A 25,942-nucleotide genomic window follows, 5' to 3' on the forward strand; every position below is an offset into this window, starting at 1 on the left:
GTGCGGGGTTTTTCGTGTTCAACGGGAGAGAAAAGATGTCAGCCTTCTGCTGGCCGTTTCTGCATCAGCGCCGTGCGCTTGCACTTTGCCACCACCTCGCCGCGCTGGTTCAGTGCCCGGTGCTCCACCACTACAATCCCGGCGTCCGGGCGGCTGCGGCTTTCGCGCACCTCCAGCACCTCGGATTCCGCGCGGATAGTGTCGCCGTGGAACACTGGCTTGGGGAACACGACGTCTGTCAGGCCCAGGTTGGCCACCAGCGTCCCCAGCGTGAGTTCATGCACGCTGAGGCCCACCAGCAGCGACAGGGTCAGCAGACTGTTCACCAGCGGCCGACCAAACTCAGTCTGCGCGGCGTACTCGTGGTCCAGGTGCAGCGGCTGCGGGTTCATGGTGAGGGTCGTAAAGAACACGTTGTCGGCTTCGGTCAGCGTGCGGGTCACGCGGTGGCGAATGACCGTGCCGGGCGCCAGTTCTTCCAGGTATCGGCCCTGGGGCCGCTGAAGGTCTTCATTCATAGGGAACCTCGGGGTATGGGAAGTGGGGAGTGGAGGTCAGGGGCTCAGGTTTAGGCTGGGGCTTTTCCACGTCCCACTCCCTCCTCCCCACTTCCCGACCTCGCCACCACCGCCCGCGCCGCCGCCAGCATCGGCTCATCCACCATCTGCCCTTCAAAGGCAAAGGCGCCGTGCCCACTCAGGCTGGCGTCATGGGCGGCCTGCAGCAGGGCGCGGGCGCGCCTGAGTTCAGCCTCAGTGGCGCCGAAGATCTCGTGGGCCAGGGCCACCTGGGCGGGGTGAATACACAGTTTGCCCGCGTACCCCAGCGCGCGCCCCTGGGCCGCGTCCTCGCGGAAGGCGGCCTCATCGTTCAGCCGCGTCACCACGATATCCAGCGCGGGCACCCCGGCCAGCCGCGCGGCCAGCGCCACCTGCGAGCGGGCGTAGAGCACTTCCAACCCTCCCGGCGTGCGCAGCCCGCCCAGGTCGGTCGTGTAGTCCTCGGCGCCAAAGTAGGCCCACTGCACCGCGTCCTCGCGCAGAATCTCCAGGGCGTGCCACACCCCGGCCCCCGTCTCCAGGCCCGCCAGCAGGGGCAGCCCCAACCCCCGCGCCGCCAGCGCCGCCGCCACCTGCCGCACGTCCGCTGCCGACTCCAGCTTGGGCACCACCACGCCCGCCAGTTCCGGGGTCAGCACCGCCAGATCGTCGTCAAAGTACGGCGAGTGCACCGCGTTCACCCGCACGAACACGCTCAGGTGCGGCGCGGCGGCAATCAGGTCCCGCGCCGCGTCGCGGGCGATGGGGCGGGCCGCCGCCTTGGCCTCGGGAGTGGCGGGAATGGCGTCCTCCAGGTCAATCACCACGGCGTCGGGGGCGCTGCGCGGCAGCTTGGCCACCAGTTCGGGGCGGTTGCCCGGCGCAAAGAGCAGGCTGCGGGGCCGCAGGGGCAGGGGAGGCGTCATGCCCGGGCCCCTGAACGAACGTTTGTTCTCATGGCCCCCAGGATAGCGGCTTACTCGGCAGGGGTTTCCCGGCGTTCCAGACGCAGCAGGGCAGGCGAAAGGAAGCCCGCCAGACACGCGGCGGCACTCAGCACGCCGCCCACCACGAACACGCCGCGCACGCCTATCCACTCGCCCAGCGGCGCCGCCAGGGCCAGCCCCACCGGTCCGGCCAGCCCCATCACGGTGTTCAGCAGCGACAGCACCCGCCCTTGCAGGTGGTTGGGCACGGTGGTTTGCAGGGTGGCGGTCAGGGGCGCGTTGCCGAACGCGAAGGTCGCGCCGCTCACCACCCACCACACCACCGCCAGCCAGAACCAGTCCGCAGGCGCCAGGGCGGTCAGGGCCACCGTCAGGCACGACGCCGCCAGGGCCAGCAGCACCGTCACTATGGGCCGTTTGGGGTTCAGGGCGGCCACCAGCAGCCCGCCCGCAATCATGCCCACGCCGGACAGCCCTTCCATCAGGGCCACCTGCCCGGCCCCGCCGCCAAAGTGCGCTTTGACCAGCAGCGGGGTCAGGGTGAACGTGGGCATCACGACCAGCACCACCACGCCCAGCAGACCGTACAGCCGCCGCAGTCCGGGGTTGTGCCACACCACGCTCAGGCCCTCGCGGAATTCGGTCCAGACGCCCCGGCGGTCCTCGCGGGCGACGGTGTGTTGCGGAATCCGGAACAGCAGCAACGGCACAATCCCCAGCAGGGCGGTCACCACATCAATACCCAGCGCCCCGCCCAGCGGCAGCACGCTGATCGCCAAGGCCCCCAGCGGCGCGGCGGCCACCGTCATGAGGCCCTGCAGGGTCTGGTTAAACCCGGCGGCGCGCGGCAGGAACTCGGGCGGCACCAGCATGGCGGTGCTGGCAGCGGCGGCCGGCCCCTGAAACGCCTGCATGGCGCTGCGAATGAACATCATGGTGTAGACGTGCCACAACTCCACGCCCCCGCTGGCAAACAGCCAGATCAGCACCAGCATGCACGCGGCGCTGATCGTGTCGGCCATGATCATGATGGTGCGGCGGCTGTAGCGGTCGGCAAAGGTGCCGCCCAGGGGCCCCAGCAGCGCCTGGGGCAGCAGCGCGGCCACGCCCGCCGTGCCCAGGGCGGCGGCGCTGCCTGTAGTGTCGGTAATCCACCACAGCAGCACAAACTGCGTCATGGCCGAGCCAATTAAAGACAGCGCCTGCCCGGTAAAGATGGCCCAGTAGCGCGTGGCCCAGCCTGGACCAGGGTGTGGAGCGCCGGGGTGCGGGGAATGGGCTGGGGTCAGCGGGTCCATGCGGTCAGCGCCTCCTGCAGGGCCTGGGTCTGGGCGGCACTCAGGCGCGGCTGCCCGGTCAGTTCGGCCAGCCAGAAGCCGTCGCAGGCCAGGCGCACGGCGTGGGCGGCGCCTGCGGGCACGCCGTCGGCCTCAGCGCGTTCCAGCAGAAACACCTGGGCCTGGGCCAAGGCTTCTAGCAGCGCGGGTTGCCCGGCCAGCGGCACCAGCGCGCGGTGCAGGGCGGTGTCCTCGTCGCCGGTGCCGAAGGTCAGGGCGATATACGCCCGCAGCCACGCGCCCGGGTGCGCGCCGTGCGCCTCGCATTCGCGGGCGTACGCGGCTTCCAGCTCTTCGCGGAACTGCTCGACCAGCGCCAAGGCCAGCGCCTGCAGCAGGGCGTCGCGGCTGGGAAAGTGGTGCAGCAGCCCCCCTTTGCTGACCCCAGCGGCGCGCGCCACCGCGTCCAGTGACAGGGCGGCGCCTTGCTCTCGTACCACCTGCCGGGCGGCTTGCAGCAGGGCGGCGCGCGTGAGTTGAGGCTGACGGGTTCTGGGCATATCTGTATCATACCGTCTGGACGGTCGGCAAGAGAAGGGGTAGGTCTTGGGCGGGGTTTTCAGTGGAGGCGCGAAGATCACCGAGGGGCACGCTTTCGCGGGCAGGAAGTGCGCGCGCAGGGGTCCGAATCACTTTGACCGCCCTGCACGCCGTCTTAACCGTCCGCCCACAATGCTTTTCCTACTCCATACACCCCACTCCCCACTTCCCCAAAAACCCCCCCCCACCGCCCTGCCTAGTTTCAGCGTTGACCCACCCCGGCGCGCCCCGCTACAGTTGCGCCATGTTTGCGGCGAGCAACAACGTGAATGATGATCCCTGTTAGGGGACGTCTTTGCCGCATACCGCGCCCCCGACCCCAGCACACGGAGTCGGGGGCTTTCCTATAGCCCACAGGAGGCCACCCCCATGACCCAGACCGAAGCCCAGCCCACCCACCTTCCCCGGACCCTGACCCGTGACCTCGCCCAGCACGAGGGCCAGCAGGTGCGCCTGCAAGGCTTCGTGCATGCCCGGCGCGACCTGGGCGGCGTGCAGTTCGTGGTGCTGCGCGACGTCTCGGGCCTGACCCAGTGCGTGGGCAGCGGCCTGAGCCTGCCTCTGGCCGAAAGCAGCGTGGAGGTCGTGGGCACGGTGAAGGCCCACCCCAAAGCGCCGGGTGGGTTTGAGGTGCAGATCGAGGCGTTCCGCGTGATCAGCGCGGCGGTGGAGCCCGCGCCCGTCGAGATTCCCAAGATGGAATGGCACGTGAACCCGGAAACCATGCTGGATTACCGCGTGGTCACTGTGCGCGGCCTGAAGGAACGCGCAGCCCTGAAGGTGCAGGCCGAACTGGTGGCGGCCTTTCGGGACCACCTCTCAACCGAGGGCTTCACCGAGATCAGTACGCCCAAAATCGTCTCGGCCGGTGCCGAGGGCGGCGCGAACCTCTTTCCCATTGACTACTTCGGGCACCAGGCCTACCTCGCCCAGAGCCCGCAGCTGTACAAGCAGATCATGGTGGGTGTCTTTGAGCGCGTGTTCGAGGTGGCGCCCGTCTACCGCGCCGAGGAACACGCCACCAGCCGCCACCTGAACGAGTACCTGTCCCTGGACGTGGAAATGGGCTTTATTCAGGACGAGGACGACGTGATGGCGCTGGAAAACCGCCTGCTCGCCAGCATCATGGCCCGCCTGAAGGAGCGCTGCGCCGCCGAATTCGCTCTGCTGGGCGCCACCATTCCCGAGGTGCCCGCCCACATTCCCCGCATTCCGTTGATGGAGGCGCGCGCCCTGGTGACCGAGAAGTACGGCCACGCGGTGGGTGGCAAGGACCTGGATCCCGAAGCTGAGCGCCTGCTCTCGCAGCACTACGCCGAAACCGAAGGCAGCGACTTCGTGTTCGTGACCAAGTACCCGCGCGCTGCCCGCCCTTTCTACGCCCACCCCGACGAGGGCGACCTGACCCGGGGCTTCGACCTGCTGTTCCGGGGCATCGAGATCACCAGCGGCGGCCAGCGCATCCACGACCACGCCATGCTGATGGACTCCATTGCCGCCTACAAGCTGAACCCCGAATCGCTGGCCGGCTACACCGAGGTCTTTAAGTACGGCATGCCCCCCCACGGTGGCTTCGCCATAGGCGCCGAGCGCCTGACCGCCAAGCTGCTGGGCATTGCCAACGTGCGCTACGCCCGCGCATTCCCCCGTGACCGCCACCGCCTGACGCCGTGAGGGTGGCCTGGGGCGGCCAGGGCCGCCCGGTCTAAGGGTCAAGAGGTCTAAGGGTCTAAGGATGGGGTGGGTTCGGAGCGGCCTCAGGCAATGGGGAGCGCACAGGGCAAGGGCGCTGAGTTCTCGACCCCCTTAGACCCTTTGACCCTTAGACTCTTAGACCTTCACCCCCTTAGACTCCGCTACATGGAAGAATTCGCCCAGTTCAGCGTGGACGGCCAGCGGCTGTACGGCATGGTGCACCGCCCGGAAGGTCAGGCGCCCGCCCAAGGCTGGCCCAGCGTGGTCATCCTGCACGGCTTTACCGGCAACCGGGGCGGGGACCACCGCCTGCTGCCGCTGCTGTCGCGGTTTCTGGCGGCGCGCGGCGTGGCCAGCCTGCGCTTTGATTTCCGGGGCAGCGGCGAGTCGCAGGGAGACTTCAGCGAGATGACCGTCTCGCGCGAGGTGCAGGACACCGAAGCGGCGTTCGAGTACCTGCGCCGCCAGCCGGGCCTGGACCCCGAGCGGGTGATGCTGCTGGGCTTTTCGATGGGCGGCCTCGTGGCGGCCCTGAGTGCCCCGCAGGTGCGCCCGCACCGCCTGGCCCTGTGGGCGCCCGCCCTGCCAGAACTGTGGCTGCCCTTTTTGCGCGGCGGCCTGCTGCCCCCCACGGTCACCGATTACAACGGCTGGCCGCTGGGCCGCGAGTTTCTGCAGGAGATGGTGCGCCTGCGCCCCCTGGACGCCGCGCAGGCCTGGAGCGGCGAGGCCCGCGTGTTTCACGGCGATGCCGACCAGACCTGCCCGCCTGAATTCGGCGTGCGCTACGCCCGCGCCCTGGGCTGCGACGCCGTGGCGATCCCCGGTGCCGGCCACACCTTTGATTCCCTGGACGCCGTGGAGCTGCTGTACCGCGAGACGGCGCGCTTCCTCACGGGGAGGTAATACGAGACTAAACTGATTTCAGCGCATTGAGAATCCAGGGGAAAGCGGTGAGTGACCGCACCTGGTGGGGATCGGTCATCAACCGTCGACAGTCCAGACTCAACACCTCGACGAGATCATCAAGACGTTTGAGCAATCGATTTGCCAGAGGACGTTTCACGCGACCCACCAACGGCTCGGCCGGAGACAGCTCCGGCGTATACGGCGGAAAGTGCACCAACAGCATGTTCGGTGGCACCCGGACCTGTGGGCTGGTATGCCAGCCCGCGCCATCCAACAGCAGCACGATGACATCGCGCCCTGTCGGATTCACCTGCGCAGTGAACGCCGCCAGCGCCACGTTCATCGCGTCGATACTGACCGTCGGCAGAATCATGAAATCACTCGTCCCCGTGGCCGGTTCGACAAAGACGTAGGTGTAGACCCACTGAAACCCCCGATGCTGCACCGCCACTGGGCGCTGACCGACCGGGGCCCACACGCGAGCCAGGACGGGTTTCAATCCGACACGACCCTCATCCTGAACGAACAGGCGTACCCGCACCAGCGGGTACGCTGCCCGTGCGACCCGCAGTGTCGCCGCTACTTTTTTTTGAAGGTCTCCTGCTCGGATGGGGACGCCGCCAAGTGATGACGCGGGCGGGGCCTCTGAACGCTGAACCCCAAGCGTTTGAAGTATCCCCAGGCGCAGGGCGACGTGATCGTTACACCAAAGGTGTCCAGCACGTACGTCTGGACCTTCCCGCTCGTCCACCCCCCGCCCATCGGCGGGGGGTTCACCAGGGCCCGCGACAAGTGCGTCTGTTGCTCACGCGTGAGTGCGGTCTTCGAGCCATTGTCCTGCCGCTTGTCGCGCACGGCGGCTGGGCCGTGCTGGTTGTCGCGGCGAATCAGGACCGTGATCGTCGAGCGACTGAAGCCTGTGGCGTCCATCAGCTCCGGGATGCTTTTTCCTTTGCTTTTCAGCCACAGGATCTGCCACCGGGAACGCTCAACGCTGCGTGTGGCACTGCGGTAGGCCTGCTCAAGTCCTTCACTGCTCTGGTGAGGTATCAGCGCGGAGGCTCGCATATGTGCGAATCATTTTATTCCCGTATAAGACGGGCGCCGGCCGGATCGGTGGCGACGGAAAGGTGATGGGGGACCAGTGGCTTCTCGCCGCACTCGGATGAAACTGCTTATGACTGGTGGTCAGGGCCGGCTCTGGGCGAGGCCAGTCAATAGGGAGGGCAAAGGTCGCTGGAAATGCCGGGGCCGGCATCCGGTCTGCTGTGAAGCTCGCCCAGGTGCCGCCTCTCGCATGATCCCTCCCCAGGCTCTGCAGGGCAGCTCTGCGAGTTTCTTTCATCGTGAAGGGGAAAGGCACCCATTTTGCGCCGCACTGCGAAACGGCTCAGCCTCCCGGGCATAAACGGTGCTCTCAGTCAGGGCAAGAAAAAAGGCCCTGGGAGGCCAGCCGGCGCTCCAGGGCCTGCGGTCTCTCGCTCAGGTCTTCGCGGCCCAGAGTGCCGCCGCTGCCTCGCGGATAGGGGCCAGCGTGGGCGCGGGGCGGCCCAGCACGTAGCCCTGCGCGTAGTCGGCGCCCAGATCGCGCAGCAGGCGCAGCGAATCCAGATCTTCAACGCCCTCGGCCACCACCTCAATCTCCAGATCGTGGGCGTAGGCGATCAGGGCGGCCAGCAGGCCCACGCGCGGGTCGTTGGGCGTGAGGTTCTGGCTCAGGGCGCGGTCCAACTTCACGATGTCCGGGCGCAGTTCGTCCAGGTAGCTCAGGCTGGTGTAGCCCGCGCCCAGGTCGTCCAGGGCCACGCGCGCGCCCTCGGCACGGTAGCGGGCCAGAATGCGGCGCAGCATGTCCAGGTCGGGAAAGCGCTCGCTCTCGGTGACCTCAAAGACGAGGCACTGAAAATCAATGTCTGCCTCGCGGCAGGCGGCAAAGGTGGTCTGCAGGCAGACATCGGGGTTGTAGACCACGCCCGGCGCGAAGTTGATAAACAGCTGCTGCCCGGGCCCCAGCAGCGGCGCCGCCTGCCGGATGGCCTCCCGGCGCGCCTGCGCATCGAACGTGCGCAGGTGGCGGTGGCCTTCGGCCGCGCGCAGCAGGTCGTAGGCCCCTATGCGCCGGTCGCCCAGTTGCGCACGCACCAGCGCCTCGGCGCCGCTGACCGCGCCGCTGCGCAGCGCCACGATGGGCTGCACGTCAAAGGTCAGGTGCTGCAGGGCTTCGGGATACCATGGGGTTTCCAGGCACACCAGCCACTCGGCCAGCGGGCGCACCTGCCACGCATCGGGCTCGCCCGTGGGCAGCGCGGGCGTGGCCAGCAGTTCACCTTGCCCCGAAGGCCCGGCCTGTGCCAGCAGGGCCCGCAATTCGGCCTGCGCCGTGGCGGGAAACAGCCGCGCGCCCTCGCCCCCCAGAAACCGCTGCACATAACGGGTCTTGCCCTGCACCCACAGGCCGCTTTCCAGGGCACCGACCGGAGGAGTGGGTGTCAGGCAGTCGCAGATGTGCGGAAAAACAGACATAGTCGGCCTCAGGGTGCCACGGAGATTCTGTAAGAATTCTTTCAGAAACTGACCCGGCGCATGGCTGGCGCGTTGAGGGGGAAGAAGGCGCTGGGAGGGAACTCTCCAGAGCATACCGGGCGCGCCGCCGAGCCCCGCCGTTGTCTTGGGAAAGAATAAATGGGGTGCCGTGGAGTGGGGCCAGGAGGAACGAGGCCTGAAGGGAAGGGGCAGAGTTCAGACTGTCTCTGGTGCTGGCGGGCACGGCTCTGTGGTTCTCTGCGAGAGGATCAATCCCCCGCCTCTAAAACCGCGTTTCTGTGCCGACAGTCTCCGTGGCCTCCGGCGCACTGCACAGGCGGTCCCGGCCCGCCCGCTTGGCGGCAAAGAGCCGCTGATCAGCCAGGCGCAGCAGGGCGGTGATGTCGGGCGCCTCGGCCAGGGTGGCGTGCCCGGCGCTGAGGGTCAGACCCAGCCCTGGGGTCAGCTGCAGGGCGCGCACGCCGCGCAGGGTGCGGTCCAGCACCGCCCTGGCCTCGTGGGGGCTCAGGTCGGCCAGAACCAGCAAGAATTCCTCGCCGCCCCAGCGCACCACCAGATCGCCCGCGCGCACCTGGGCCCGCAGGGTCTGGGCCACGCGCGCCAGGGCCTCGTCGCCCTGCTCGTGGCCCCAGGTGTCGTTCACGCGCTTGAAGTGGTCAATGTCGCACAGGGCCACGCTGAGGCGCTCGGGGTGCCCAGCCCACTGCGCCGCCAGGGCCAGCAGCTGGCTGTGCCCCGCGCGGCGGTTGAGGCAGCCGGTCAGGGGGTCGGTGGCCGCCAGCGCCGCCAGTTGCACGCTGCGCGCCCGCTCGCCAGACACGATGCGGCCGTGCACCGTCAGATACCACGTCAGCGGCAGCACCAGCCCGGTCAGGACCAGCCCCGGCAGGTCAGGCTGGCGGCTGAAACTGGTGGCGGCCACCAGCAGCAGATACCCCGCCGTCACGATCATGGCCGCCACGCGCGCCGGCAGCCATGTATAAGCAAACAGGGCCAGCAGCACCATGTGGATCAGCAGCCCCGAGGTGATGGGCCGCGCGGTGCGAATCACGCTGACCACGTTCAGCACCAGCCACAGCGCCACGGCGCCCACCACCACCTTCTGCAGGGTGCCCAGCCGGATGGCGCGCACCCGGGTCAGCACCAGCAGCCCCAGCGCAAACGCCACGCCCAGGTCCGCCTGCATGGCGCGCGTCAGTTGGTCGGGCTGGCTGTGCAGGTGAACCGAGGTGGCCAGCTGCATCAGCACCGCCAGGGCGGCCAGCACCGACATAAAGTCGCGCTGCTGCCGCTCGCTCAGGCTGGGCTCGCCCCCGGTCTCGCGCTGCATTAGGGCACTTTAGAGCATCCGGGAAAGCCTGCTGCCGGCCGGTAGAGTGGGGGCCATCATGTCCCAACCTCTGCGCGCCGCGCTGCTGTGTCTGGCCCTGCTGCCCGCCTGTGCCCCCACCATCCAGACCGGGTCCGGCCCGGTGCGGGTGGTGGGGAACGTGGTGGCGGCGGCCTCGCCCCACGTGTCGGGCGACACGCTGACTGACGCCGACCTCGCTGGAATCGCGCCGGGCACATATGTCACCTTCTCGGCCTGCCAGCAGTCCGGGGTGCCCATAGAGGATGTCCGGGCCGCCGGGCTGGCCGCCGCACGCGCCGCCTGCACGGCCTCCCTGCAGCAGCTATGGGGCGGGGTGACGGTGCTGTACGTCCTGGCGCTGCCCATGATGGCCACTGCCGTCTGGTTTCTGCTGCAGATTCTGAAACTGATGACCTTCAGCGCGTAGCCGGCGCAAATTCCAGCAGCAGGCGGTGGGCCAGCCCCCGCCCGGACGCCACCTGCCACGCCCGCCGTCCGTCGCCCGCCTGCACGGCCGCCATGAAGCGCTCGTCCAGGGCCAGCGTGGTCAGCAGCCAGAAGTCCCCCCAGACCTCCAGACCCCAGGCCCGGCGCATGGCGCGCGAGGCCGCGTCCCACACCGGCTCCGAGAGGTGTTCCAGCGGCGCAATGAAATGCAGTTCGCCGTCGGTGCCGGGCGTGCGGGCCACGGCGCGCTGGTACTCGGCCTGCTCGCGCTTGCCCATGCTCTCCCAGGTCTCGGCGGCGCAGTAGCGGGCCGGCAGCGCGCTGAAGGTGTCGCGGCAGCGGGTGGGGCGGGCATCGTAGCGGCTGCAGCCGCCCGTGCTGCGGTCCAGAATGGGGCAGAAGCCCACCTGCAGGCGGTGGCGGCGCACGTACTCGTCCTCGCTTGGGGCGGTGCGGGCGTTGGCCACTGCCGCGCGGGCGTGGGCCTCCACGGCGCGGGCGAGGTCTGTGTCCAGCGTTCCGGCCATGATCCGCGCCTCGGCCAGACTGACGCGAATGGGCATGGTGCAGCAGGCGGTGCAGCCGGCGCCGCAGTACACCTGGCCGCCGCGCTGGGTATAGTTCGCCAGCCAGTTGCGGGCCTGCCGGCCGTAGCGGGCGTAGGCCTGCTGCACCGCAGCGGTCACGGGGTCGGGGGAGGGGGCAGGCGTGGTCATCTGCGGCAGGGTAGCGCGGGTATACTACGGCCAACGTGTTCCGACGCCCACGAACCCCCCAGCAGACGCCTGGCCCCTCCGACGCGCGCGCGCCCGGGCCCAGTGAGAGCCCTGACGCCACGCGGGTGGTTGCCGACCTGCTGGCCCGCCCCACCCAGGAAGGCATTCTGGAAGGCGCCCTGGCCCACGCCGCTTCGCTGATGGGCGGCGCCGTGCAGGGTTTTGCCATCGTGCGCCGGGGCCAGGACCGGGTGGCAGCGGTGCTGGGCTACCCCAAGACGCTGCTGGGGGTGGCCCTGGGCGGCCCCTGGGCTTCTATGCGCCCGCGCGTCCTGACCGACGGCGCCCGCGAGCTGTACGAGGGCAGCCCCCCCGAGGCCGCGCCGCTGCTGGACGAGGCCGGCATGAAAGCCGTCACCCTGTCGCTGGTGGTGCCGCTGACCGTGCGCGGGCGCAACCTCGGCGCCCTGGTGCTGGACCGCACCAGCGAGGGCGGCCTGCCCCCCGCTGCCCAGGAGGCCGTGACCAAGTGGGCAGCAGCCGTGGCGCCCCTGATGAGCGTGCTGGAGGGCCGCGAGGAGTGGCGCGCGGCCTCCAGACAGCTGACCGGCGCCCTGGTCGAAGCGGTGGAAAGCGGTGAGTTCGACGCCCTGGGCCACGCCCAGTCAGTGACCGACCTGAGCCTGAAACTGGGCAAGCTGGTAGGCCTGACCGAACGCGAACTGGAAGAGCTCTGGTACGCCGCCATGCTGCACGACATCGGCAAGATTCACGGCGAGCAGGGCCACGCGCAGGTGGGGGCCAACTTCCTGCACGGCGTGCCGCACCTGGCCGAGGCCATGAAGGCCGTGCGCCACCACCACGAACGCTGGGACGGCCAGGGCGAACCCGACCGGCTGACCGGCGAGGACATTCCGCTGTACGCCCGCATTCTGGCGGTGGCCAACTCTGCCGTGCGCATGGGCGGCCCGGACCGGGTGAAGGGGCAGGCTGGCAAGGCACTGGACCCCCGCCTTGTGGCCCTGCTGGAGAAACTGCCTCAGTGAGCGCCGCGCCGCGCAGGGGGCGCCGTTGACCCTGCGGCCTGCCCCCACCGGAGACGCCCCCGCGTCCCGCTTTCCGGTGCTCGAAGCCCGCTACGGGCCGCTGAGTCCCATGGACTCCGGGATGCAGAGCCGCGTGTACGCCACCGCCGACGGCCACACGGTGGTCAAGGTCTACCGCAACCACCAGGGCGACCACTGCACCGAGGCGCGCAACATGCGCCGCGCGGGCCTGGGCCAGTGGGTCGTGGAGGCCACTGAGGCCGACGGCGTTGAAGCCCTGGTGCTGCGCCGCTTTCCGGGGCGCCCCCTGCGCCGCCCGGATCTGCCCCGCGCCCTGGGCCCCCTGCGCGCGCAACTGGCGGCCCTGCACCGCGAGCCGGTGGGCACCGTGAACCTGGGCCGGGTGCATGAGCGCCTGCGGCGCTTTCGCAGCGCCCTGGCCGCCTACCCGCTGGGCGACCTGTTCGACGCCGTAGAAATTCCGCTCGAACGCGGCCTGTTGGCTGGTCCGGCGGCGTTCTGCCACCTGGACCTGTGGCACGACAACATCCTGATTCACCCCGAAGAGGGCGAGGTGCTGATCATCGACTGGACCAAGGCGGGCCCCGACGATCCGCTGCGTGACCTCGCGCTGCTGAAGACCGGCACCCTGGACCTGCTGCCCCCCGACGAGAGCCTGCAGGCCGCCCTGTCCTTTCTGCCGGACCACGCGCCCGCCACCCTGACGCGCTACCGCGCCTACCTCGCCATGACCACCCTGCATGACCTGTACTGGTTCCTGATGAACGAGCCCTATGAGTTCGAGGGTCAGCGCGACGCCAAGGTGCCCCGGGCCCGGCACGCCCTGGCCCGGCTGCCCGCATAGCGCGCGTGCCCGGTATGGTGTGGGCATGGTTACGGTTGTTTCCCATCCCCTGGTGCAACACAAGCTGTCGGTCATGCGCGACGTGCGCACCGGCGTCAAGGAATTTCGCGAACTGGCCGGCGAACTCAGCCTGCTGCTGGCGTATGAAGCCATGCGCGACCTCGAACTGGCCCCCGAGCGCCTGAGCACGCCCATCACGGACGCCGACTTTCCCATGCTGAGCGGCAAGAAGCTGGCCCTGGTGGCGATTCTGCGCGCCGGGCTGGTGATGACCGACGCGATCACCCAGCTGGTGCCGGCCGCCAAGGTGGGCCACATTGGCCTGTACCGCGACCCCCAAACGCTGGCGCCCGTGGCCTACTACAACAAGCTGCCCGCCGACATTGCCGAGCGCCGTGTGTTTCTCACCGACCCTATGCTGGCCACCGGCGGCAGTGCCAGCGCCGCCATCGCCTTTCTGAAAGAGGCCGGGGCCACCACCATCAAGCTGATGTGCATCCTGGCCGCCCCCGAAGGCATTGCCGTGATCGAGCGCGACCACCCGGACGTGGAAATCGTGGTGGCGGCCGTGGACAGTCACCTGAACGACCACGGCTATATCGTGCCCGGGCTGGGCGACGCCGGGGACCGGATTTACGGCACAAAGTAAGCGCGGGGCAGGCCAGCCCCCTCACGGCCTGCCCCCCACCTTCCGGGTGACGCCCATCGGCACCTGAGCCGTTACACTTGGGGCCGTTTATGGACGCATTGCAGGCGCTGGCCGCACAGCTGGGAATCGCCGACCTTCGGGGCCGGGGCTTTCTCAGCGTACTGATCACTTTTGTCACGGCCGGGCTGTTCACCTGGTTTTTTATTCCGCGCCTGCGCGCCTTTGCCATGCAGGTGGGCTGGGCCGACCAGCCCAACGAGCGGCGCCTGAACAAGACCCCGCTGCCCAACGCCGGCGGGCTGGCGATCTACGGCGGCTTTCTGGTGAGCATCATCGTGGCCTGGGCGCTGCGGCCCATCGCCGTGGACCTCGTGAACATTCAGGTGCTGGCGATTCTGCTGGGGGCCACGCTGCTGGTGCTGGTGGGCTTTATTGACGACCAGTACGGCCTCTCGCCCCTGTCCCGGCTGGTGGTACAGACCCTGGCGGCCGTGCTGCTGCTCGTCAACGACCTGCGGGTAGACCTGAACGCCATTCCGTTCGTGCCCGCGCTGCCAGAGCTGATCAACCAGCCGCTGAGTTCCGTGGTCACCATCCTGTGGGTGGTGGGCCTGACCAACGCCGTGAACCTGCTGGACGGGGTGGACGGCGTGGTGGGCGGTGTGGCGTTCGTGGCCAGCTTTGTACTGCTGGCCACCGCCGCCCAGTTCCCCGACCGCGCGGCGGCGGTGGTGCTGCTCGCCGGGCTCTCGGGCGCGGCCCTGGGCTACCTGCGCCACAACTTCAATCCCAGCCGCATCATCATGGGGGACGCGGGCAGCACCCTCTTCGGCTACACCCTGGCGGCTGTGAGCCTGCTAGGCACCCTGAAATTCAGTGCCGGGGCCAGCCTGCTGGTGCCCCTGATTGTGCTCGCGCTGCCCCTGCTGGATACCACGCAGGTGGTGATTGGCCGCCTGGCACGCGGCATTCGCAACCCGCTGCGCCACCCGGACAAGACCCACATCCACCACCGCGTGCTGGCCCGCACCGCCAGCGCCCGGCGCACCGCCGTGATCCTGTGGCTGGTGGCGCTGGCCTGCGGCGCGGCCGGGATGTCCCTGCAGGGCCTGCGCCCCGAAGCCATTGGCGGCACCGTCCTGGCCGCCGCCCTGTGCCTGTTCTTTGTGGCCTACCGCCGCATTCGCGCGCAGAACCTGGAAACCGCGCGGGAAGGAAACGCATGAAGCAGATTGTGCTGGCCTTTGGCACCCGCCCCGAAGCCACGAAGATGGCCCCGGTGTACACGGCGGTTCAGGCCCAGAGCGGCCTGCAGCCCCAGATTCTCTCGACCGGCCAGCAGCGCCAGATGCTTGACGGCGCGCTGGCGGTCTTCGGGTTGACCCCCGACCGCGACCTGAACGTGATGACCGAGCGCCAGACCCTGGCCGACCTGACCGCCCGCATCGTGCCGCAGGCGGGCCGGGTGCTGCGCGAGATGGGCGCCGATATGGTGCTGGTGCACGGCGACACCACCACCTCGTTCTGCGTGGCGCTGGCGGCCTTTTACGAGGGCATTCCGGTGGGCCACGTGGAAGCGGGCCTGCGCAGCGGCAGCCTGAAAGAGCCTTTCCCCGAAGAAGCCAACCGCCGCCTGACCGGGGTGCTCTCCACCCTGGACTTTGCCCCCACCCCCGGCAGCCGCGCCAACCTGCAGCGCGAGGGCAAGGCTGATACGGGCATTTTCGTCACCGGCCAGACCGCCGTGGACGCCGTGCGCGAGGTGGCCGGGCGCGTGCCCCTGCGCCCAGAGTGGCGCGCGCGGGTGCAGGCCGGGCAGCCGCTGGTGACCGTCACCATGCACCGCCGCGAGAACCAGCCCATGATGCGTGAGATGGCCCAGGCCCTGGCACGCGTGGCCCAGGCCCACCCAGACCACCACTTCATCTACCCCGTGCACCTGTCGCCCGCTGTGCAGGAGGCCGTGCGCCCGGTGCTGTCCGGCGTGCCCAACTTTGAGCTGACCGAGCCCCTGGACTACAGCGACATGGCCCCCCTGATGGCGGCCTCCAAACTGCTGGCCACCGACAGCGGCGGCCTGCAGGAAGAGGGGGCGGCCCTGGGCGTCCCCGTGGCTGTGCTGCGCAACGTCACCGAGCGCCCCGAAGGGCTGGAAGCCGGCGTGCTGACCCTGGCGGGCAACGACCCCGCGCGCCTGGAAGCGGTGCTCAGCGGCCTGCTGGACAGCGAGGCCACCCTGACCGCCATGAAAACGGCCCGCAATCCCTACGGCGACGGCCACGCCGGAGCGCGCATCGCCTCGGCCATCGCGTGGCACTTTGGCCTGCAAGGGCGCCCCGCTGACTGGCACTGAAACCAAGTCCGACTGGACCAAAGGTGCGGACAGTCTCAACATTCTGTACGGCGCTGCCCGTGTGTTGACCCCTTCTCCCTTGCGGAGGAGGTGGGGAGGGGGGCGGCGGGTCCAGCGGCGCCGCAGGGTGAGCGCGGCGGGCGGTGCCCCCCTGGAATTAATGCCTCTCGATTCCGCCCAGGCGGCTGTGACTGCTTAACGCCATTGAGCGTGAGCCCCGGGGTGGTTTGGGGCCCACTCTGAGGTGTTGGCGCGCCAGAGAGGACCCATCTAAAGCCAGGGCGCCCAGCGCCAGCCTGCGCGGCCCCTGGGCTACACTGGAACTCCATGCCCGCGTTCGATACGCCCCTGGCCCTCGTCGGTTACGCCCCCCAGGCGGCGCGCGCCCTGCGCGACCTGGGGCTGGTGGCCGTGTCGGTGCCCACCGACGACCCCGCCAGCGTGCTGGAGGCCTGCCGCGCTCTGCGCTTTACCGGCGCGCTGGTGCATGCCAGCCAGCAGGCCAGCACCTTTGAAAAGGTGACCGCCGACAGCGCGGCCCGGCGGGTGGGGCGGGTGGACGCCGTGGCCTTCACCGCCGGCCTGCACGGCACCTTTGCCGAGGCCGACGCCCTGACCGACGTGCTGCACGACAGCGGCTACGCCTCGCGCGGGGCCAGCGCCGTGCTGCTGGGCCAGCACGCGCCAGATCTGGCCCTGGCCCTGCCCCTGGCCCGGCTGGGCTTTACCGAACTGGGCGTGGTGGCCGCCAGCGCCCCCGACGCCGAGCGCGCCGCCCGCGACGTGCCGGCCGGGGTGCGCGTCTATCCCCTCAGCCGCCGCGACCCCAGTGTGACGGACCTCGCCGGCCGCGCCGACCTGATCGTGCTGACGGCCGGCGACCTGCCCCACGGCCTCGTGCAGCCCTACCACACGGTGATTGACCTGACCGGCCACGCGAACGTGAGCGGCACGGGCGCCAGCAGCCTGGACCTGCGGCCCCTGCCCCTGCGCCGGCTGGCCCGGCAACTGGCCCACGCCACCGGGCAGCGCTTTCATCCCCAGGAACTGGAAGGGGCCCTGCACGCGCTGGACTAGGGATGTGGGCCGTGGGTTGTGGGATGTGGGAAAAGCAGAAGCCCCCTCCTGACTACGCCGAGGGGGCCAAAAACTGAGAGAGCGTCTACTGGGTGCTTCTGGGGTCCAGCACATCCCGCAGGCCGTCGCCCAGCAGGTTAAAGCCCAGCACGGTCAGGAAGATCGCCAGCCCCGGGAAGACCATGGTCCACGGCGCGTCAATGTAGTATTGGCGGCTGTCGCTGATCATGGTGCCCCACTCCGGCAGGGGCGGCTGCGCGCCGATGCCCAGGAACCCCAGGGCCGCCACCTCAATGGTGGCTGTGGCAATGCTCAGGGCGCCCTGCACGATCAGCGGCGAGAGGCTGTTGGGCACCACGTGGCGGAAGATCATGCGGCCCTGCGTGGCCCCCAGCGCGCCCGCCGCCTGCACAAATTCGCGTTCGCGCACCGAGAGCACCACCCCGCGCGCCAGCCGCAGGTACACCGGCACCTGCACCAGCGACACCGCCAGCATGGCCGTCACCAGTTGCGGGCTGTTCAGGGCAAACAGCCGGTCCAGGCCCGCAATGAGCAGCGGCGGGTTGTCGGTGGAAAAGATGCTGGCAAAGCCAATGGCGAGCAGGATGCTGGGAAAGGCCAGCATCACGTCTGTCAGGTAGCCCAGCACGGAATCCAGCCAGCCGCCAAAGTACCCGGCCAGCACCCCCAGCAGCGAGCCGATCACCAGCGCCAGCACCGTGCTCACCACGCCCACCTTCAGGCTGATGCGGGTGCCGTGCAGCACGCGGGTCATGATGTCGCGGCCCAGGTTGTCGGTGCCAAAGGGCGCGGCCCACACGTTCACCTTGCCGCTGACCGGGTCGGTGTAGGTTTCAGCCACGTCCTTGTTCCAGAGCGCACTGATGCTGGGCGGCTTGAGGTTCATGCGGTAATTGCGGTCGGTGGTGGGATCGTACGGCTTGATCACGCTGGCCAGCACCGCCAGCAGCACGAAAATCGCCACGATGACCGCCCCCACCTTGCCCGGTGTGGAGCGGCGGAAGCGCCGCCAGAAAATGCTGTCCTGCTTGCGTTTGGTGACAGGAACGGTTGCGGTTGTCATGTCTTCACCAGTTCCTTTCAGCTGTACTGAATGCGGGGGTCCAGCGCCGCGTAGCTCAGGTCCACAATCAGGTTGGCGAGGCTGACCACCAGGGCCGCAAAGATCACGCCGCCCTGAATGATGGGATAGTCGCGCTGGCTGATCGCCTCGTAGACCCACGAGCCGATGCCCGGCCAGGAAAAAATGGTTTCGGTGAGCACCGCGCCGCCCAGCAGCGCCCCTGCCTGCAGGCCAATCACCGTGACCACCGGCAGCAGGGCGTTGCGCAGGGCGTGCTTCATGGTGACGGAGCGGAAGGCCAGGCCCTTGGCCCGCGCCGTGCGCACGTAATCCTGCCCCAGCACGTCCAGCATGGAGGAGCGGGTAATGCGCGCGATGATCGCCAGCGGAATGCTGCCCAGCGCGATGGCCGGCAGAATGAGATGGCGCAGCGCGTCCCAGGCGGCAGCAGTCTGCCCACGCAGCAGGGCGTCCAAGATGTAGAACCCGGTGATGGGCTGAATATCGTAATCGGTGCCCAGGCGGCCACTGGGGGGCAGCCAGCCCAGTTTCACGGCAAAGAAGTACGACAGCAGCAGGCCCAGCCAGAACACCGGCATGCTGACCCCCACCAGCGAAATGGTCGTGGCGAGGTTGTCCCACACGCTGTTGCGCCGCAGCGCCGCCAGTACCCCGGCCGGCATACCGATCAGCAGCGCGAACAGCAGCGCGGCAATACTCAGCTCGGCGGTGGCGGGAAAGCGGGCTCTCAGGTCATCCCAGACCGGAATGTTGCTTTTCAGGCCCGAGCCCAGGTCGCCCTGCAGCAGCGCGCCCATGTACTTGGGGTACTGGGCGTCCAGGGGGTTGGCCGGATTGAAAAACCAGGGCTTGTTCAGCCCCAGCTGCTCGCGCAGGGCCGCCGCCGCTTCGGGCGTGGCGCGCTCGCCCAGCATGGCCACCGCCGGGTCACCGGGGATAGAGCGCACAAACACAAACACCACCAGGCTGATGCCCAGCATGACCAGCAGGGTCCGCAGCAGGCGGCGAATCAGGTAACTGCCCAAAGCAGACCTCCAAACAGGAAAGAAGCGGGAAACCGGAACGCGCCGGGCCAGAGGCGGCGCAGGCAAACAGAAAATCAGTCGTGGCGCACAGTGTAGCGGGAATCACACCGGGGGCGCGCCTGCCCGGCCCAGCCCCCGTCCCATCAGCAAAGACCGCGCCCCACAGAAGAGGCGCGGCCCGTGGCGAAGGGTTTACTTCTTGCCAGTGATGGAGATGGTGTTGAACGCTTCGCTGCCCAGGGGGCTGGGAATCCAGCCCTTGACGTAGGTGCGCGCGGCGGCCAGCGGGTTGGAGTGCACCATGGGAATCCGGTAGTTGGCGTTGTAGGTGATCTCGTGCAGCTGCTGGTACACCTTGGCCTTGGCGGCCTGGGTGGCGGCGGCGCGCCCCTGCTCCAGCAGAGTCTGCACGTTGGCGGGGTTCCAGTTGATGTCGTCCGAGGCGTTCGAGCCGTAGTAGGCGCCGTAGAAGTTGTCCGGATCGCCGTAGTCGCCGGTCCAGCCGATCATGTACATGTCGAAGCCGGGTTCCTTGTTGCGCTCTTCCAGGTACTTGGCCCAGTCCTGCGTCTTCAGGTTCACCTTGATGCCAATGGCGCTCAGGTCAGCGGCAATCGCCTCGGCAATCGGCTTGGGCGTGGGGAAGTAGGGGCGGCTGACGGGCATGTACCACAGGTCAATGGTAAAGCCGTTGGGGTAGCCGGCCTCGGCCAGCATGCGCTTGGCGGCCTGCGGGTCGAACTTGTAGTCGGCCGGGACCTTGGGGCTGTTGGCCCAGCTCATCACGGGCGGCAGAAAGCTGGCGTTGCTGACCCCCAGGCCGTTCCAAAAGGCGTCCACGATTTCCTTCTTGTTGATCGCCATGGAGATGGCCTGGCGCACCTTGTCGTTCTTCAGATACTGGTTGCGGTTGTTCAGCGCCACGAAGCCCACGTTGAAGCTGGGGCGCTTGACCGCCACGAGGTTCTTGTCGGCCTGCACGCTCTTCAGGCTGTCGGGGGTGAGGTCGTTGGCAAAGTCGATGGTGCCGGCCTTGAGCTCGTTCAGGCGCTGCGACGCGTCCTTGATGGAGCGGATGACCAGCTGGTCCACCTTGGCCTTTTCACCCCAGTACACCTTGTTGGGCAGCAGGGTCACGCGGTCCCCGGTGCGCCAGCTCTGGAAGATGAAGGGGCCAGTGCCGATGGGCTTGCTGGCGGGCGTGCCGTACTTGGCGCCTTCTTTCTTGATGGCGGTGGGGCTGGCGATGCCGAAGTAGCCGGCGGCCAGCACGTTGGGCAGCACGCTGGAGGGCTTATTCAGGTCCACGCGCACGGTGGAGTCGTTCACCTTGACGATGTTCTTGATGACGGCCGTGGCGTCGCCCTTGTAGCCGCCCAGCAGCTCGCCCATGATCTCGAAGGTGCGGCCCTGGTCGCGGAAGCCGTAGGGGTGCGCCTTGTCCCACCAGCGGCCCAGGTTGAACACCACGGCGTCGGCGTTGAAGGGGGTACCGTCGTGGAAGCGCACGCCCTTGCGCAGCGTGAAGGTCCACGAGGTGTTGTTGGCGTTGGGCGTCCACTTGGTGGCCAGGCCCGGCATCAGGTCAGTGGTGCCGTTCTTGAAGTCCACCAGGGTGTCGTAAATCTGGCGCTGCACCAGAATGGAAATCCCGTCGGTGATGTTGCCGGACTCCAGGCTGACGGGCTCGCCGTTGCCGCCAAACACCAGGGTCGCGGCCGAAGCGCCGCTGAGGGTCGAGAGCAGGGCGGTCAGAAGCAGTTTCTTCATGGAACCTCCGTCACGGGTGGGTGTCTGCGGGTGCCCCTGGCATCCGCCCCCACGCCGTGATGAAAAGAGAGTCAAACGTGCGTTCAGGGTAGGGGCCGCCCTGTAGGGTGTCAAGCGCGCCGCCCGCCAGAGGCTAGGGGCCCAGGACGGTCAGCCCCAGCAGCGCCGGGTTGGCATTGCCCCCGGCACTCACCAGGGTCACGCGGCGAATGGTCAGGTTCGGCTTCGGGTTCACCCATTCCAGTACGGGCACGGCCACCGCCAGCCCCTCGCCCGTCACGCCGCTCCAGCCCGGCGCCGGCACCATGCTCGTGGCCGCCGTGTCCGTCCAGGCGCGGATGTGGCGTCCGTATTCCAGCGGCTGCACAGCGCGGCTGCCGTCCTCGTACTCGATGACATACTCGCCCACCTTCTCGCGGTTCAGGGCGGCGGGCCAGCCGGTGGTGTGCAGAAAGGCCAGCCCCGTCGCCTTGCGGTTCAGCTCCACCTCCGCGCGCTCCGGCAGCCCCTTTACACTGGCCCGCGAGCCGCGCAGCATCACCGCGCCCTGCACGTCAAACAGGTACGCCCCCAGCCGCTGCACGCCGCTCCTGAGGTGGCGCAGGTCAATGCCTTCGCCCTTGCCAATCCACCCCGAGCCGTCGTTGTCGGCCAGTGTGCGCGTGACCAGCGGCGCGAGGTTCACGGTGGCGCCTGCCTGCGCGCGGTAGCTGCCCGGCTGGTACAGGTCGCGGTAGCGCCCCGCTTCATCGGCCACCGGGGGGGCGGCCGGGTTCCAGAAGGCCCCCGCCGCGCGCACAAAGGCCGCGAGCTGCTCGGCATTGCCGTCCCAGACGCTGGGGTTGCCAAAGTAACCCGTCCAGCGGGTCTGGATCATGCCGCCGGCGCCCGCCGCCAGGGCCGCCCGCGCGTGGCCCTCGGCGTTGCCACCCTCCCACCAGCTGGCCCCCAGCACCGGAAAGCCCAGGGCCTGAATACGGGCCAGCATGGGAAAATTCGTGCCCGGCGCATAGTTCCAGTACGCCACCTGCAGGTCCCGGGGCAGCTGCGCGGGCAGCGTACCGATCACCGCGTCCGCAAAGGCGGTGTCGTGCCAGATCATGCTGTCCACGCCCTGGGCCTTCAGAAAGCCGTGGAGCTTTTGCACATCGTCCACAAACAGCTTTTCAAAGCCCACTGCCTTGCCGTTCTCGCGGGCCGGAAAGCGGTCGCGGTTGCGCACCTCATCGTGGCCCAGGTGCAGCCGCCGGGGCCCGAAGACCTCCACGGCCTCTTTCAGCACCGGGAAAATCACCCGGGTGTAGGTCTCGGGGTTCAGGGTGTCGTAGGCCCAGGGGTTCTGGCTGTCGGGGTCCTGGCGCAGGTCCAGGTTCTTGCCGCCGTAAAACATCCAGCCCACGTGGCTCAGGGTCTCCACCAGCGGAATGACCTCCAGGCCGTGGCTGCGCGCCAGTTCGGCCACCCGCCGCGCCTCGGCCTTGCTGGCCCCGCCCGGGTGTGCCCAGCCGCCGGCCCGGGCCACGTCCCACTGCACGTAGTTGCTCATGACCAGCACGGCGTTGTACTTCAGGGCGGCCAGCAGCGGGATCAGGCGGTCATTGACCCCTTTGCTGTACTGGTCGAGGTAAATCATGCCAATGCGCTGCGCGTGGGTCGGCGCGTCCTGAATGCGGGCGTAGCGCAGCCCGGCCGGGGTCAGCAGCTGCCGCAGCGTCTGGGTGCCCAGGTACGCCCCGGCCGGGGTGGCGCCCACCACGGCGGCCCCTGCACCGTCTACCCACAGCGCGTAGCCTTCCGGGCCCCTGGGCACCAGCCCCGCCGCCCTGGCCCGCGCCGCCAGTTCGGGGTCGGCCACGGTGCCAATCACGACCGATGGCCCTGGCCCGGCCGTGTCCGGCAGCGCCTGTCCCAGCCGCGTCTGCCACTCGGCGCGCAGGTCGCGGGCAGCCCAGCCCAGCTCGGGGGCCGCGCCCACCACCCGCAGGCCCAGTCCGGTCAGCGCCAGCGTGCCCGCCGGAAAGGTGGCCTGCTGCGGCGCGGGAACCAGTGCCTGGGCGGGCTGCACCACCCGCGCCTCCGGGGTGGGGGAGAGGGTGACGGGCGCCGCCAGCGCCGGGGCGCCCAGAACCGGGGACCACAGCGCCGCGCTCCACAGAAGCATCCGTTTCATAACCGCTCCTTTCGGGTGGGTGCCGCGCTCAGGGGACTGCGGGGCGGCAGGCACCCAGCTCGTGCCACGCCGCCGCCACGCCGCGTCCGGGCAGGGTCAGCGCCGCCGTGTGGCCAGCCCAGGTGCGCCGCACCGTGACCGTCTGCCCCTGGTGCAGCGCGCCCAGCAGCACGGCGCCGTCCGCTGCGGCCAGAGGAAGGAATTCGGGCGTGTCGGCTGGAGGTGTCATGACACTCAGGGCTCGCCACACCCCTCCCACCTGCGCCGCGTACCGCACTCCTGCGCCCTGCCCCCGAACCAGCGGCCAGTTCAGCCCCACCCGCGCCCCGCCGCCCGGCAGGCAGGCCACCACCAGATGCGCCTCGCCGATGCGCGATTCCAGCGGCGCCACGAAAGCAAAGCGTTGATCACCTGTCAGCAGTACCGCCACCCGGGTGCCCGGCCGCACCCGCAGGCTCTGGTCCCAGATGCCCGGGGTCACCACCGCCGGATCGTGGAGGGGGGCCCCGGGTGGAAACTCGGGCTGGTCGTCCGGGCGCATGGCGGGCCGGTCGGTGGGCATCTCGTAGTCCCGGAACGGGTCCACGGGTGGAGGCCCGCCGCCACCCGCAAGGACGCCGCTACCCCCGGCCAGCGCGCCCAGGGCCACCAGCAGGGCGGCCCCGCGCCGCACGCCACGTCCTACAGGCTGGCGTTCCATGCCTTCACGATGTCGTCCAGCGCCTGCTTGGCACTCTTCTGGCCCGCCATCGCGGCTTCAATGTTGTCCTTGAAGACCTTGTTCAGCTTGCTGGCATCCGGGTAGACCAGCGTGAGGTCCTTGGCCTTTTTTAGCTCGGTGCTGGAGACCAGCTTGCCCTGGTCAATGGCGTTCTGGCCGCCCTGCTTGAAGAACTTGTCGGTGCTGGCCTTGACCGTGCTGGGAAAGGTGGTTTTCGTGACCTTGGAAAAGGCCAGCTGGTTCACGTCGTTGGTCAGGAACAGCGCCAGCTTCTGGGCCAGGGCCTTGTCTTTCACGCCCTTGGGCACGGTAAAGCCCATCAGGGGCGTATGAATCACGTTGCCCGCCAGATTGATCGGGTATGGCGCCACCCGGGTCACGTCGTAGATGGCCTTGTTGTCGTTCGCCACGCGCAGAATGAACTGCGGGCCCGTGATCAGCATGGCCAGCTTGCCCGCCGAATACAGTTCGGTAGCGGCCGTAAAGCCCCGGCGCATGGTGTCTTCGGGGATGTAGCCCTTCTTGTACAGGTCCACGTAGGTCTCCAGCAGCTTCACGTGCTCGGGGCTGTTGAACACGGCCCGGTTGCCGCTCTTGTCCAGAATGGGCAGGCCCGCTTCCTGAAACAGGAAGAGCATGTTGATGCCGTTGATGTTCGGCATAAAGCCGTACATGCCGGTCTTGTCCTTGATCTGCTTGGCCGCCGCGATCAGGGTCTGGATGGTGCGCGGGGGGTTGTTGGGGTCCAGCCCCGCCTTGCGGAAGATATCGGCGTTGTAAGCCACCACCTTGGGCGCCCAGTACCAGGGCACGCCCATCACCTTGCCGTCGAAGGTGAAGGTGTTCAGCGGCGAGGCGAAATACAGCTTCTTCTGCGCTGCGCTCAGGTCCAGGCTGTCCAGCGCGCCCTGCTGCACCAGCTTGACGGCCATATCGCTGCTGAGGTTCACCGCCGCCGGGGGTCGCCCGGCCGCCACCGCCGCCAGCAGCTTCTGCTCCATGGCGCTGGCGGGCACGTCCACCCACTTCAGCTCCACGCTGGGGTTTTCCTTCTCAAACTGCGCCACAAGGCGGTTCATTTCGTCGTTGAACAGCGGCGCGAGGCTGATGGTCCAGAACTCCAGCTGGGTCTTCTGGGCACTCGCCAGGGAAACGGAGAACAGGGCGGCGGTCAGGCAGAGTGTTTTCATGTGGACTCCTTGCGCGGGGCAGAAGTGGGGGCGGCTTGGTTGTGGTGTGCCCAGACTGTAGCGCCCGGCGCGCGCCTTGTCGTTAGGACGTGGCGGTGGTTTCAGATCTTCGGCTGTCCAGGGCGCCTCTGACCTGGCCCCATGTCATGTCCGAAAGCCCGTTCACTTGCCCTCCCGGGGCGCGGTGGCCGCCTCATGCCCTCCTGGGCATATCCGCTCGGAGGAGCTGTTTGATGGAACGCTTCAACCTGAGCCCGGCTCACTCAGCGCCTGCGCAAACCAGCGCGTGACATGGTCTGGGCGCGTAATCGCGCTGCCCACCACCACCGCCTGCGCCCCCAGCGCCAGCGCCTGCGCGGCCAGGGCAGGGCTGTTCAGCCGCCCTTCGGCCACAAAGGGAAGGCCAGCCGCCGCCAGCGCCCGCATCAGGGCGAAATCGGGGTCTGGCCCTGGCGGGCTGTGGGGGGTGTAGCCGCTCATGGTGGTCCCCACAAGGTCCGCCCCCGCCGCCAGCGCCGCGTGCGCCTCCTGCAGCGTGCTGATGTCGGCCATGGCGAGGCACCCGGCCGCGTGCGCCGCGTCCACCAGATCGCCCACCGCCCAGGGCCGGGGCTGGTCAGTGGCATCAAAAGCCACCACATCGGCCCCCGCCGCCGCCACCGCCGCCACCTCCCCCGGCGTGGCCGTGATGTACACCGGCGAGCCCGGGTGGGCCTGCTTGGTCAGGCCGATGATGGGCACGGCCGTTATTGACCGCACCGCCGCAATATCCCCGGCGCCCCGCAGCCGCAGCCCCGCCGCGCCGCCCAGCAGCGCCGCTCGGGCCAGCGCCACGATATGGGCCGTCTCACGCAGCGGGCTGCCCTCGTCGGCCTGCACGCTCACCACCAGCGCACTGCGCCGCGCCGCCCACCGCTGCCCAGGAGTCACGGCGCGCAGTGTACAC

General features: G+C 68.9%; 25 protein-coding genes. 9 read left to right on the forward strand and 16 right to left on the reverse strand.

Annotated elements, in window-relative coordinates:
• Window positions 1-38: 38 nt before the first annotated feature.
• From KMW22_RS04095 to KMW22_RS04110, 4 genes are read right to left on the reverse strand one after another with little or no spacing between them, the layout of a single operon-like run.
• The gene (locus KMW22_RS04095; protein WP_221088756.1) at window positions 39-518 is read right to left on the reverse strand and encodes a MaoC family dehydratase; all 480 of its coding nucleotides are present in this window, start codon (window positions 516-518) and stop codon (window positions 39-41) included.
• Window positions 519-568: 50 nt separating this feature from the next.
• Window positions 569-1,465, reverse strand: a complete 897-nt coding sequence (locus tag KMW22_RS04100) for an HpcH/HpaI aldolase/citrate lyase family protein (protein ID WP_221088757.1) — start codon at window positions 1,463-1,465, stop codon at window positions 569-571.
• A gap of 50 nt (window positions 1,466-1,515) precedes the next feature.
• Complete coding sequence (locus tag KMW22_RS04105) at window positions 1,516-2,784, reverse strand: MFS transporter (RefSeq protein WP_221088758.1); 1,269 nt, start codon at window positions 2,782-2,784, stop codon at window positions 1,516-1,518.
• Window positions 2,772-3,323: a TetR/AcrR family transcriptional regulator gene (locus tag KMW22_RS04110; RefSeq protein ID WP_221088759.1), complete on the reverse strand. Its 552-nt coding sequence runs from the start codon at window positions 3,321-3,323 to the stop codon at window positions 2,772-2,774. The genes KMW22_RS04105 and KMW22_RS04110 overlap by 13 nt, the downstream gene beginning before the upstream one ends.
• Before the next feature lie 409 nt (window positions 3,324-3,732).
• On the opposite strand from KMW22_RS04110, the gene aspS reads away from it, so the two are divergent.
• Both aspS and KMW22_RS04120 read left to right on the forward strand, forming a co-directional pair.
• A complete protein-coding gene (gene aspS, locus KMW22_RS04115; protein ID WP_221088760.1) occupies window positions 3,733-5,037 on the forward strand; it encodes an aspartate--tRNA(Asn) ligase in 1,305 nt (434 codons plus the stop codon).
• 186 nt (window positions 5,038-5,223) lie between these two features.
• Entirely contained in the window at window positions 5,224-5,964 is a 741-nt protein-coding gene (locus KMW22_RS04120; protein ID WP_221088761.1) for an alpha/beta hydrolase, read from the forward strand.
• A 7-nt stretch (window positions 5,965-5,971) separates the two neighbouring features.
• Here KMW22_RS04120 and KMW22_RS04125 read toward each other — a convergent pair whose 3' ends face one another.
• The 4 genes from KMW22_RS04125 to KMW22_RS04140 all read right to left on the reverse strand — a co-directional run bounded on the left by KMW22_RS04125 (window position 5,972) and on the right by KMW22_RS04140 (window position 9,841).
• Entirely contained in the window at window positions 5,972-6,508 is a 537-nt protein-coding gene (locus KMW22_RS04125; protein WP_221088762.1) for a transposase, read from the reverse strand.
• Between the two features lie 38 nt (window positions 6,509-6,546).
• Complete coding sequence (locus KMW22_RS04130) at window positions 6,547-7,035, reverse strand: winged helix-turn-helix domain-containing protein (RefSeq protein ID WP_221088763.1); 489 nt, start codon at window positions 7,033-7,035, stop codon at window positions 6,547-6,549.
• A 414-nt stretch (window positions 7,036-7,449) separates the two neighbouring features.
• Window positions 7,450-8,490 (reverse strand): EAL domain-containing protein, encoded by a 1,041-nt coding sequence (locus tag KMW22_RS04135; protein ID WP_221088764.1) that lies wholly within the window; start codon window positions 8,488-8,490, stop codon window positions 7,450-7,452.
• Window positions 8,491-8,773: 283 nt separating this feature from the next.
• Window positions 8,774-9,841 (reverse strand): GGDEF domain-containing protein, encoded by a 1,068-nt coding sequence (locus tag KMW22_RS04140; protein WP_221088765.1) that lies wholly within the window; start codon window positions 9,839-9,841, stop codon window positions 8,774-8,776.
• Window positions 9,842-9,899: 58 nt separating this feature from the next.
• On the opposite strand from KMW22_RS04140, the gene KMW22_RS04145 reads away from it, so the two are divergent.
• Window positions 9,900-10,289, forward strand: coding sequence for a hypothetical protein (locus KMW22_RS04145; protein ID WP_221088766.1), 390 nt, complete (start codon window positions 9,900-9,902; stop codon window positions 10,287-10,289).
• Here the strand turns inward: KMW22_RS04145 and KMW22_RS04150 are convergent.
• Window positions 10,279-11,025 (reverse strand): YkgJ family cysteine cluster protein, encoded by a 747-nt coding sequence (locus tag KMW22_RS04150; RefSeq protein ID WP_221088767.1) that lies wholly within the window; start codon window positions 11,023-11,025, stop codon window positions 10,279-10,281. The two genes, KMW22_RS04145 and KMW22_RS04150, sit on opposite strands and share 11 nt — an antisense overlap.
• A gap of 35 nt (window positions 11,026-11,060) precedes the next feature.
• Here KMW22_RS04150 and KMW22_RS04155 point away from each other — a divergent pair, with 35 nt between their 5' ends.
• The 6 genes from KMW22_RS04155 (at window position 11,061) to KMW22_RS04180 (ending at window position 17,015) form a co-directional block, all read left to right on the forward strand.
• Window positions 11,061-12,071: an HD domain-containing phosphohydrolase gene (locus KMW22_RS04155; protein WP_328774591.1), complete on the forward strand. Its 1,011-nt coding sequence runs from the start codon at window positions 11,061-11,063 to the stop codon at window positions 12,069-12,071.
• Between the two features lie 25 nt (window positions 12,072-12,096).
• Entirely contained in the window at window positions 12,097-12,936 is an 840-nt protein-coding gene (locus KMW22_RS04160; RefSeq protein ID WP_235692556.1) for a phosphotransferase family protein, read from the forward strand.
• A 25-nt stretch (window positions 12,937-12,961) separates the two neighbouring features.
• Window positions 12,962-13,585 carry a uracil phosphoribosyltransferase gene (upp, locus tag KMW22_RS04165; protein ID WP_221088768.1) on the forward strand — a complete coding sequence of 208 codons (624 nt, stop codon included), beginning with the start codon at window positions 12,962-12,964 and terminating at the stop codon, window positions 13,583-13,585.
• A gap of 89 nt (window positions 13,586-13,674) precedes the next feature.
• Window positions 13,675-14,811: an MraY family glycosyltransferase gene (locus KMW22_RS04170; RefSeq protein ID WP_221088769.1), complete on the forward strand. Its 1,137-nt coding sequence runs from the start codon at window positions 13,675-13,677 to the stop codon at window positions 14,809-14,811.
• Window positions 14,808-15,938, forward strand: a complete 1,131-nt coding sequence (gene wecB, locus KMW22_RS04175) for a non-hydrolyzing UDP-N-acetylglucosamine 2-epimerase (RefSeq protein WP_221088770.1) — start codon at window positions 14,808-14,810, stop codon at window positions 15,936-15,938. Before KMW22_RS04170 ends, wecB begins: the two co-directional genes overlap by 4 nt.
• A 327-nt stretch (window positions 15,939-16,265) precedes the next feature.
• Window positions 16,266-17,015, forward strand: coding sequence for a shikimate dehydrogenase (locus KMW22_RS04180; RefSeq protein WP_221088771.1), 750 nt, complete (start codon window positions 16,266-16,268; stop codon window positions 17,013-17,015).
• Between the two features lie 85 nt (window positions 17,016-17,100).
• On the opposite strand, the gene KMW22_RS04185 is transcribed toward KMW22_RS04180, so the two are convergent.
• The 7 genes from KMW22_RS04185 to KMW22_RS04215 form a co-directional block, all read right to left on the reverse strand.
• Window positions 17,101-18,099 carry an ABC transporter permease gene (locus tag KMW22_RS04185; protein WP_221088772.1) on the reverse strand — a complete coding sequence of 333 codons (999 nt, stop codon included), beginning with the start codon at window positions 18,097-18,099 and terminating at the stop codon, window positions 17,101-17,103.
• Window positions 18,100-18,116: 17 nt separating this feature from the next.
• Window positions 18,117-19,145, reverse strand: a complete 1,029-nt coding sequence (locus KMW22_RS04190; protein WP_221088773.1) for an ABC transporter permease — start codon at window positions 19,143-19,145, stop codon at window positions 18,117-18,119.
• A 192-nt stretch (window positions 19,146-19,337) separates the two neighbouring features.
• Window positions 19,338-20,915 carry an ABC transporter substrate-binding protein gene (locus tag KMW22_RS04195; RefSeq protein ID WP_221088774.1) on the reverse strand — a complete coding sequence of 526 codons (1,578 nt, stop codon included), beginning with the start codon at window positions 20,913-20,915 and terminating at the stop codon, window positions 19,338-19,340.
• A 133-nt stretch (window positions 20,916-21,048) separates the two neighbouring features.
• Window positions 21,049-23,085, reverse strand: coding sequence for a beta-N-acetylhexosaminidase (locus KMW22_RS04200; RefSeq protein ID WP_221088775.1), 2,037 nt, complete (start codon window positions 23,083-23,085; stop codon window positions 21,049-21,051).
• A gap of 28 nt (window positions 23,086-23,113) precedes the next feature.
• On the reverse strand, window positions 23,114-23,785 hold the full coding sequence (locus KMW22_RS04205; protein WP_221088776.1) for a hypothetical protein: 672 nt from the start codon (window positions 23,783-23,785) through the stop codon (window positions 23,114-23,116).
• The gene (locus KMW22_RS04210; RefSeq protein ID WP_221088777.1) at window positions 23,767-24,996 is read right to left on the reverse strand and encodes an ABC transporter substrate-binding protein; all 1,230 of its coding nucleotides are present in this window, start codon (window positions 24,994-24,996) and stop codon (window positions 23,767-23,769) included. Before KMW22_RS04210 ends, KMW22_RS04205 begins: the two co-directional genes overlap by 19 nt.
• Before the next feature lie 243 nt (window positions 24,997-25,239).
• Entirely contained in the window at window positions 25,240-25,926 is a 687-nt protein-coding gene (locus KMW22_RS04215) for a putative N-acetylmannosamine-6-phosphate 2-epimerase (protein WP_221088778.1), read from the reverse strand.
• Window positions 25,927-25,942 lie beyond the last annotated feature (16 nt).

Origin of the sequence: Deinococcus aquaedulcis, from assembly GCF_019693445.1 — a bacterium.
Lineage (GTDB): Bacteria > Deinococcota > Deinococci > Deinococcales > Deinococcaceae > Deinococcus > Deinococcus aquaedulcis.

What these genes read in the sequence shown, in the direction of transcription:
- KMW22_RS04140 (WP_221088765.1), bottom strand. Translation starts at nt 9,841, where the DNA reads ATGCAGCGCGAGACCGGGGGCGAGCCCAGCCTGAGCGAGCGGCAGCAG.
- KMW22_RS04095 (WP_221088756.1), bottom strand. Translation starts at nt 518, where the DNA reads ATGAATGAAGACCTTCAGCGGCCCCAGGGCCGATACCTGGAAGAACTG.
- KMW22_RS04150 (WP_221088767.1), bottom strand. Translation starts at nt 11,025, where the DNA reads ATGACCACGCCTGCCCCCTCCCCCGACCCCGTGACCGCTGCGGTGCAG.
- KMW22_RS04205 (WP_221088776.1), bottom strand. Translation starts at nt 23,785, where the DNA reads ATGGAACGCCAGCCTGTAGGACGTGGCGTGCGGCGCGGGGCCGCCCTG.
- KMW22_RS04185 (WP_221088772.1), bottom strand. Translation starts at nt 18,099, where the DNA reads ATGACAACCGCAACCGTTCCTGTCACCAAACGCAAGCAGGACAGCATT.
- KMW22_RS04145 (WP_221088766.1), top strand. Translation starts at nt 9,900, where the DNA reads ATGTCCCAACCTCTGCGCGCCGCGCTGCTGTGTCTGGCCCTGCTGCCC.
- KMW22_RS04110 (WP_221088759.1), bottom strand. Translation starts at nt 3,323, where the DNA reads ATGCCCAGAACCCGTCAGCCTCAACTCACGCGCGCCGCCCTGCTGCAA.
- KMW22_RS04210 (WP_221088777.1), bottom strand. Translation starts at nt 24,996, where the DNA reads ATGAAAACACTCTGCCTGACCGCCGCCCTGTTCTCCGTTTCCCTGGCG.
- upp (WP_221088768.1), top strand. Translation starts at nt 12,962, where the DNA reads ATGGTTACGGTTGTTTCCCATCCCCTGGTGCAACACAAGCTGTCGGTC.
- KMW22_RS04120 (WP_221088761.1), top strand. Translation starts at nt 5,224, where the DNA reads ATGGAAGAATTCGCCCAGTTCAGCGTGGACGGCCAGCGGCTGTACGGC.
- aspS (WP_221088760.1), top strand. Translation starts at nt 3,733, where the DNA reads ATGACCCAGACCGAAGCCCAGCCCACCCACCTTCCCCGGACCCTGACC.
- KMW22_RS04195 (WP_221088774.1), bottom strand. Translation starts at nt 20,915, where the DNA reads ATGAAGAAACTGCTTCTGACCGCCCTGCTCTCGACCCTCAGCGGCGCT.
- KMW22_RS04130 (WP_221088763.1), bottom strand. Translation starts at nt 7,035, where the DNA reads ATGCGAGCCTCCGCGCTGATACCTCACCAGAGCAGTGAAGGACTTGAG.
- KMW22_RS04170 (WP_221088769.1), top strand. Translation starts at nt 13,675, where the DNA reads ATGGACGCATTGCAGGCGCTGGCCGCACAGCTGGGAATCGCCGACCTT.
- KMW22_RS04135 (WP_221088764.1), bottom strand. Translation starts at nt 8,490, where the DNA reads ATGTCTGTTTTTCCGCACATCTGCGACTGCCTGACACCCACTCCTCCG.
- KMW22_RS04180 (WP_221088771.1), top strand. Translation starts at nt 16,266, where the DNA reads ATGCCCGCGTTCGATACGCCCCTGGCCCTCGTCGGTTACGCCCCCCAG.
- KMW22_RS04200 (WP_221088775.1), bottom strand. Translation starts at nt 23,085, where the DNA reads ATGAAACGGATGCTTCTGTGGAGCGCGGCGCTGTGGTCCCCGGTTCTG.
- KMW22_RS04100 (WP_221088757.1), bottom strand. Translation starts at nt 1,465, where the DNA reads ATGACGCCTCCCCTGCCCCTGCGGCCCCGCAGCCTGCTCTTTGCGCCG.
- KMW22_RS04105 (WP_221088758.1), bottom strand. Translation starts at nt 2,784, where the DNA reads ATGGACCCGCTGACCCCAGCCCATTCCCCGCACCCCGGCGCTCCACAC.
- wecB (WP_221088770.1), top strand. Translation starts at nt 14,808, where the DNA reads ATGAAGCAGATTGTGCTGGCCTTTGGCACCCGCCCCGAAGCCACGAAG.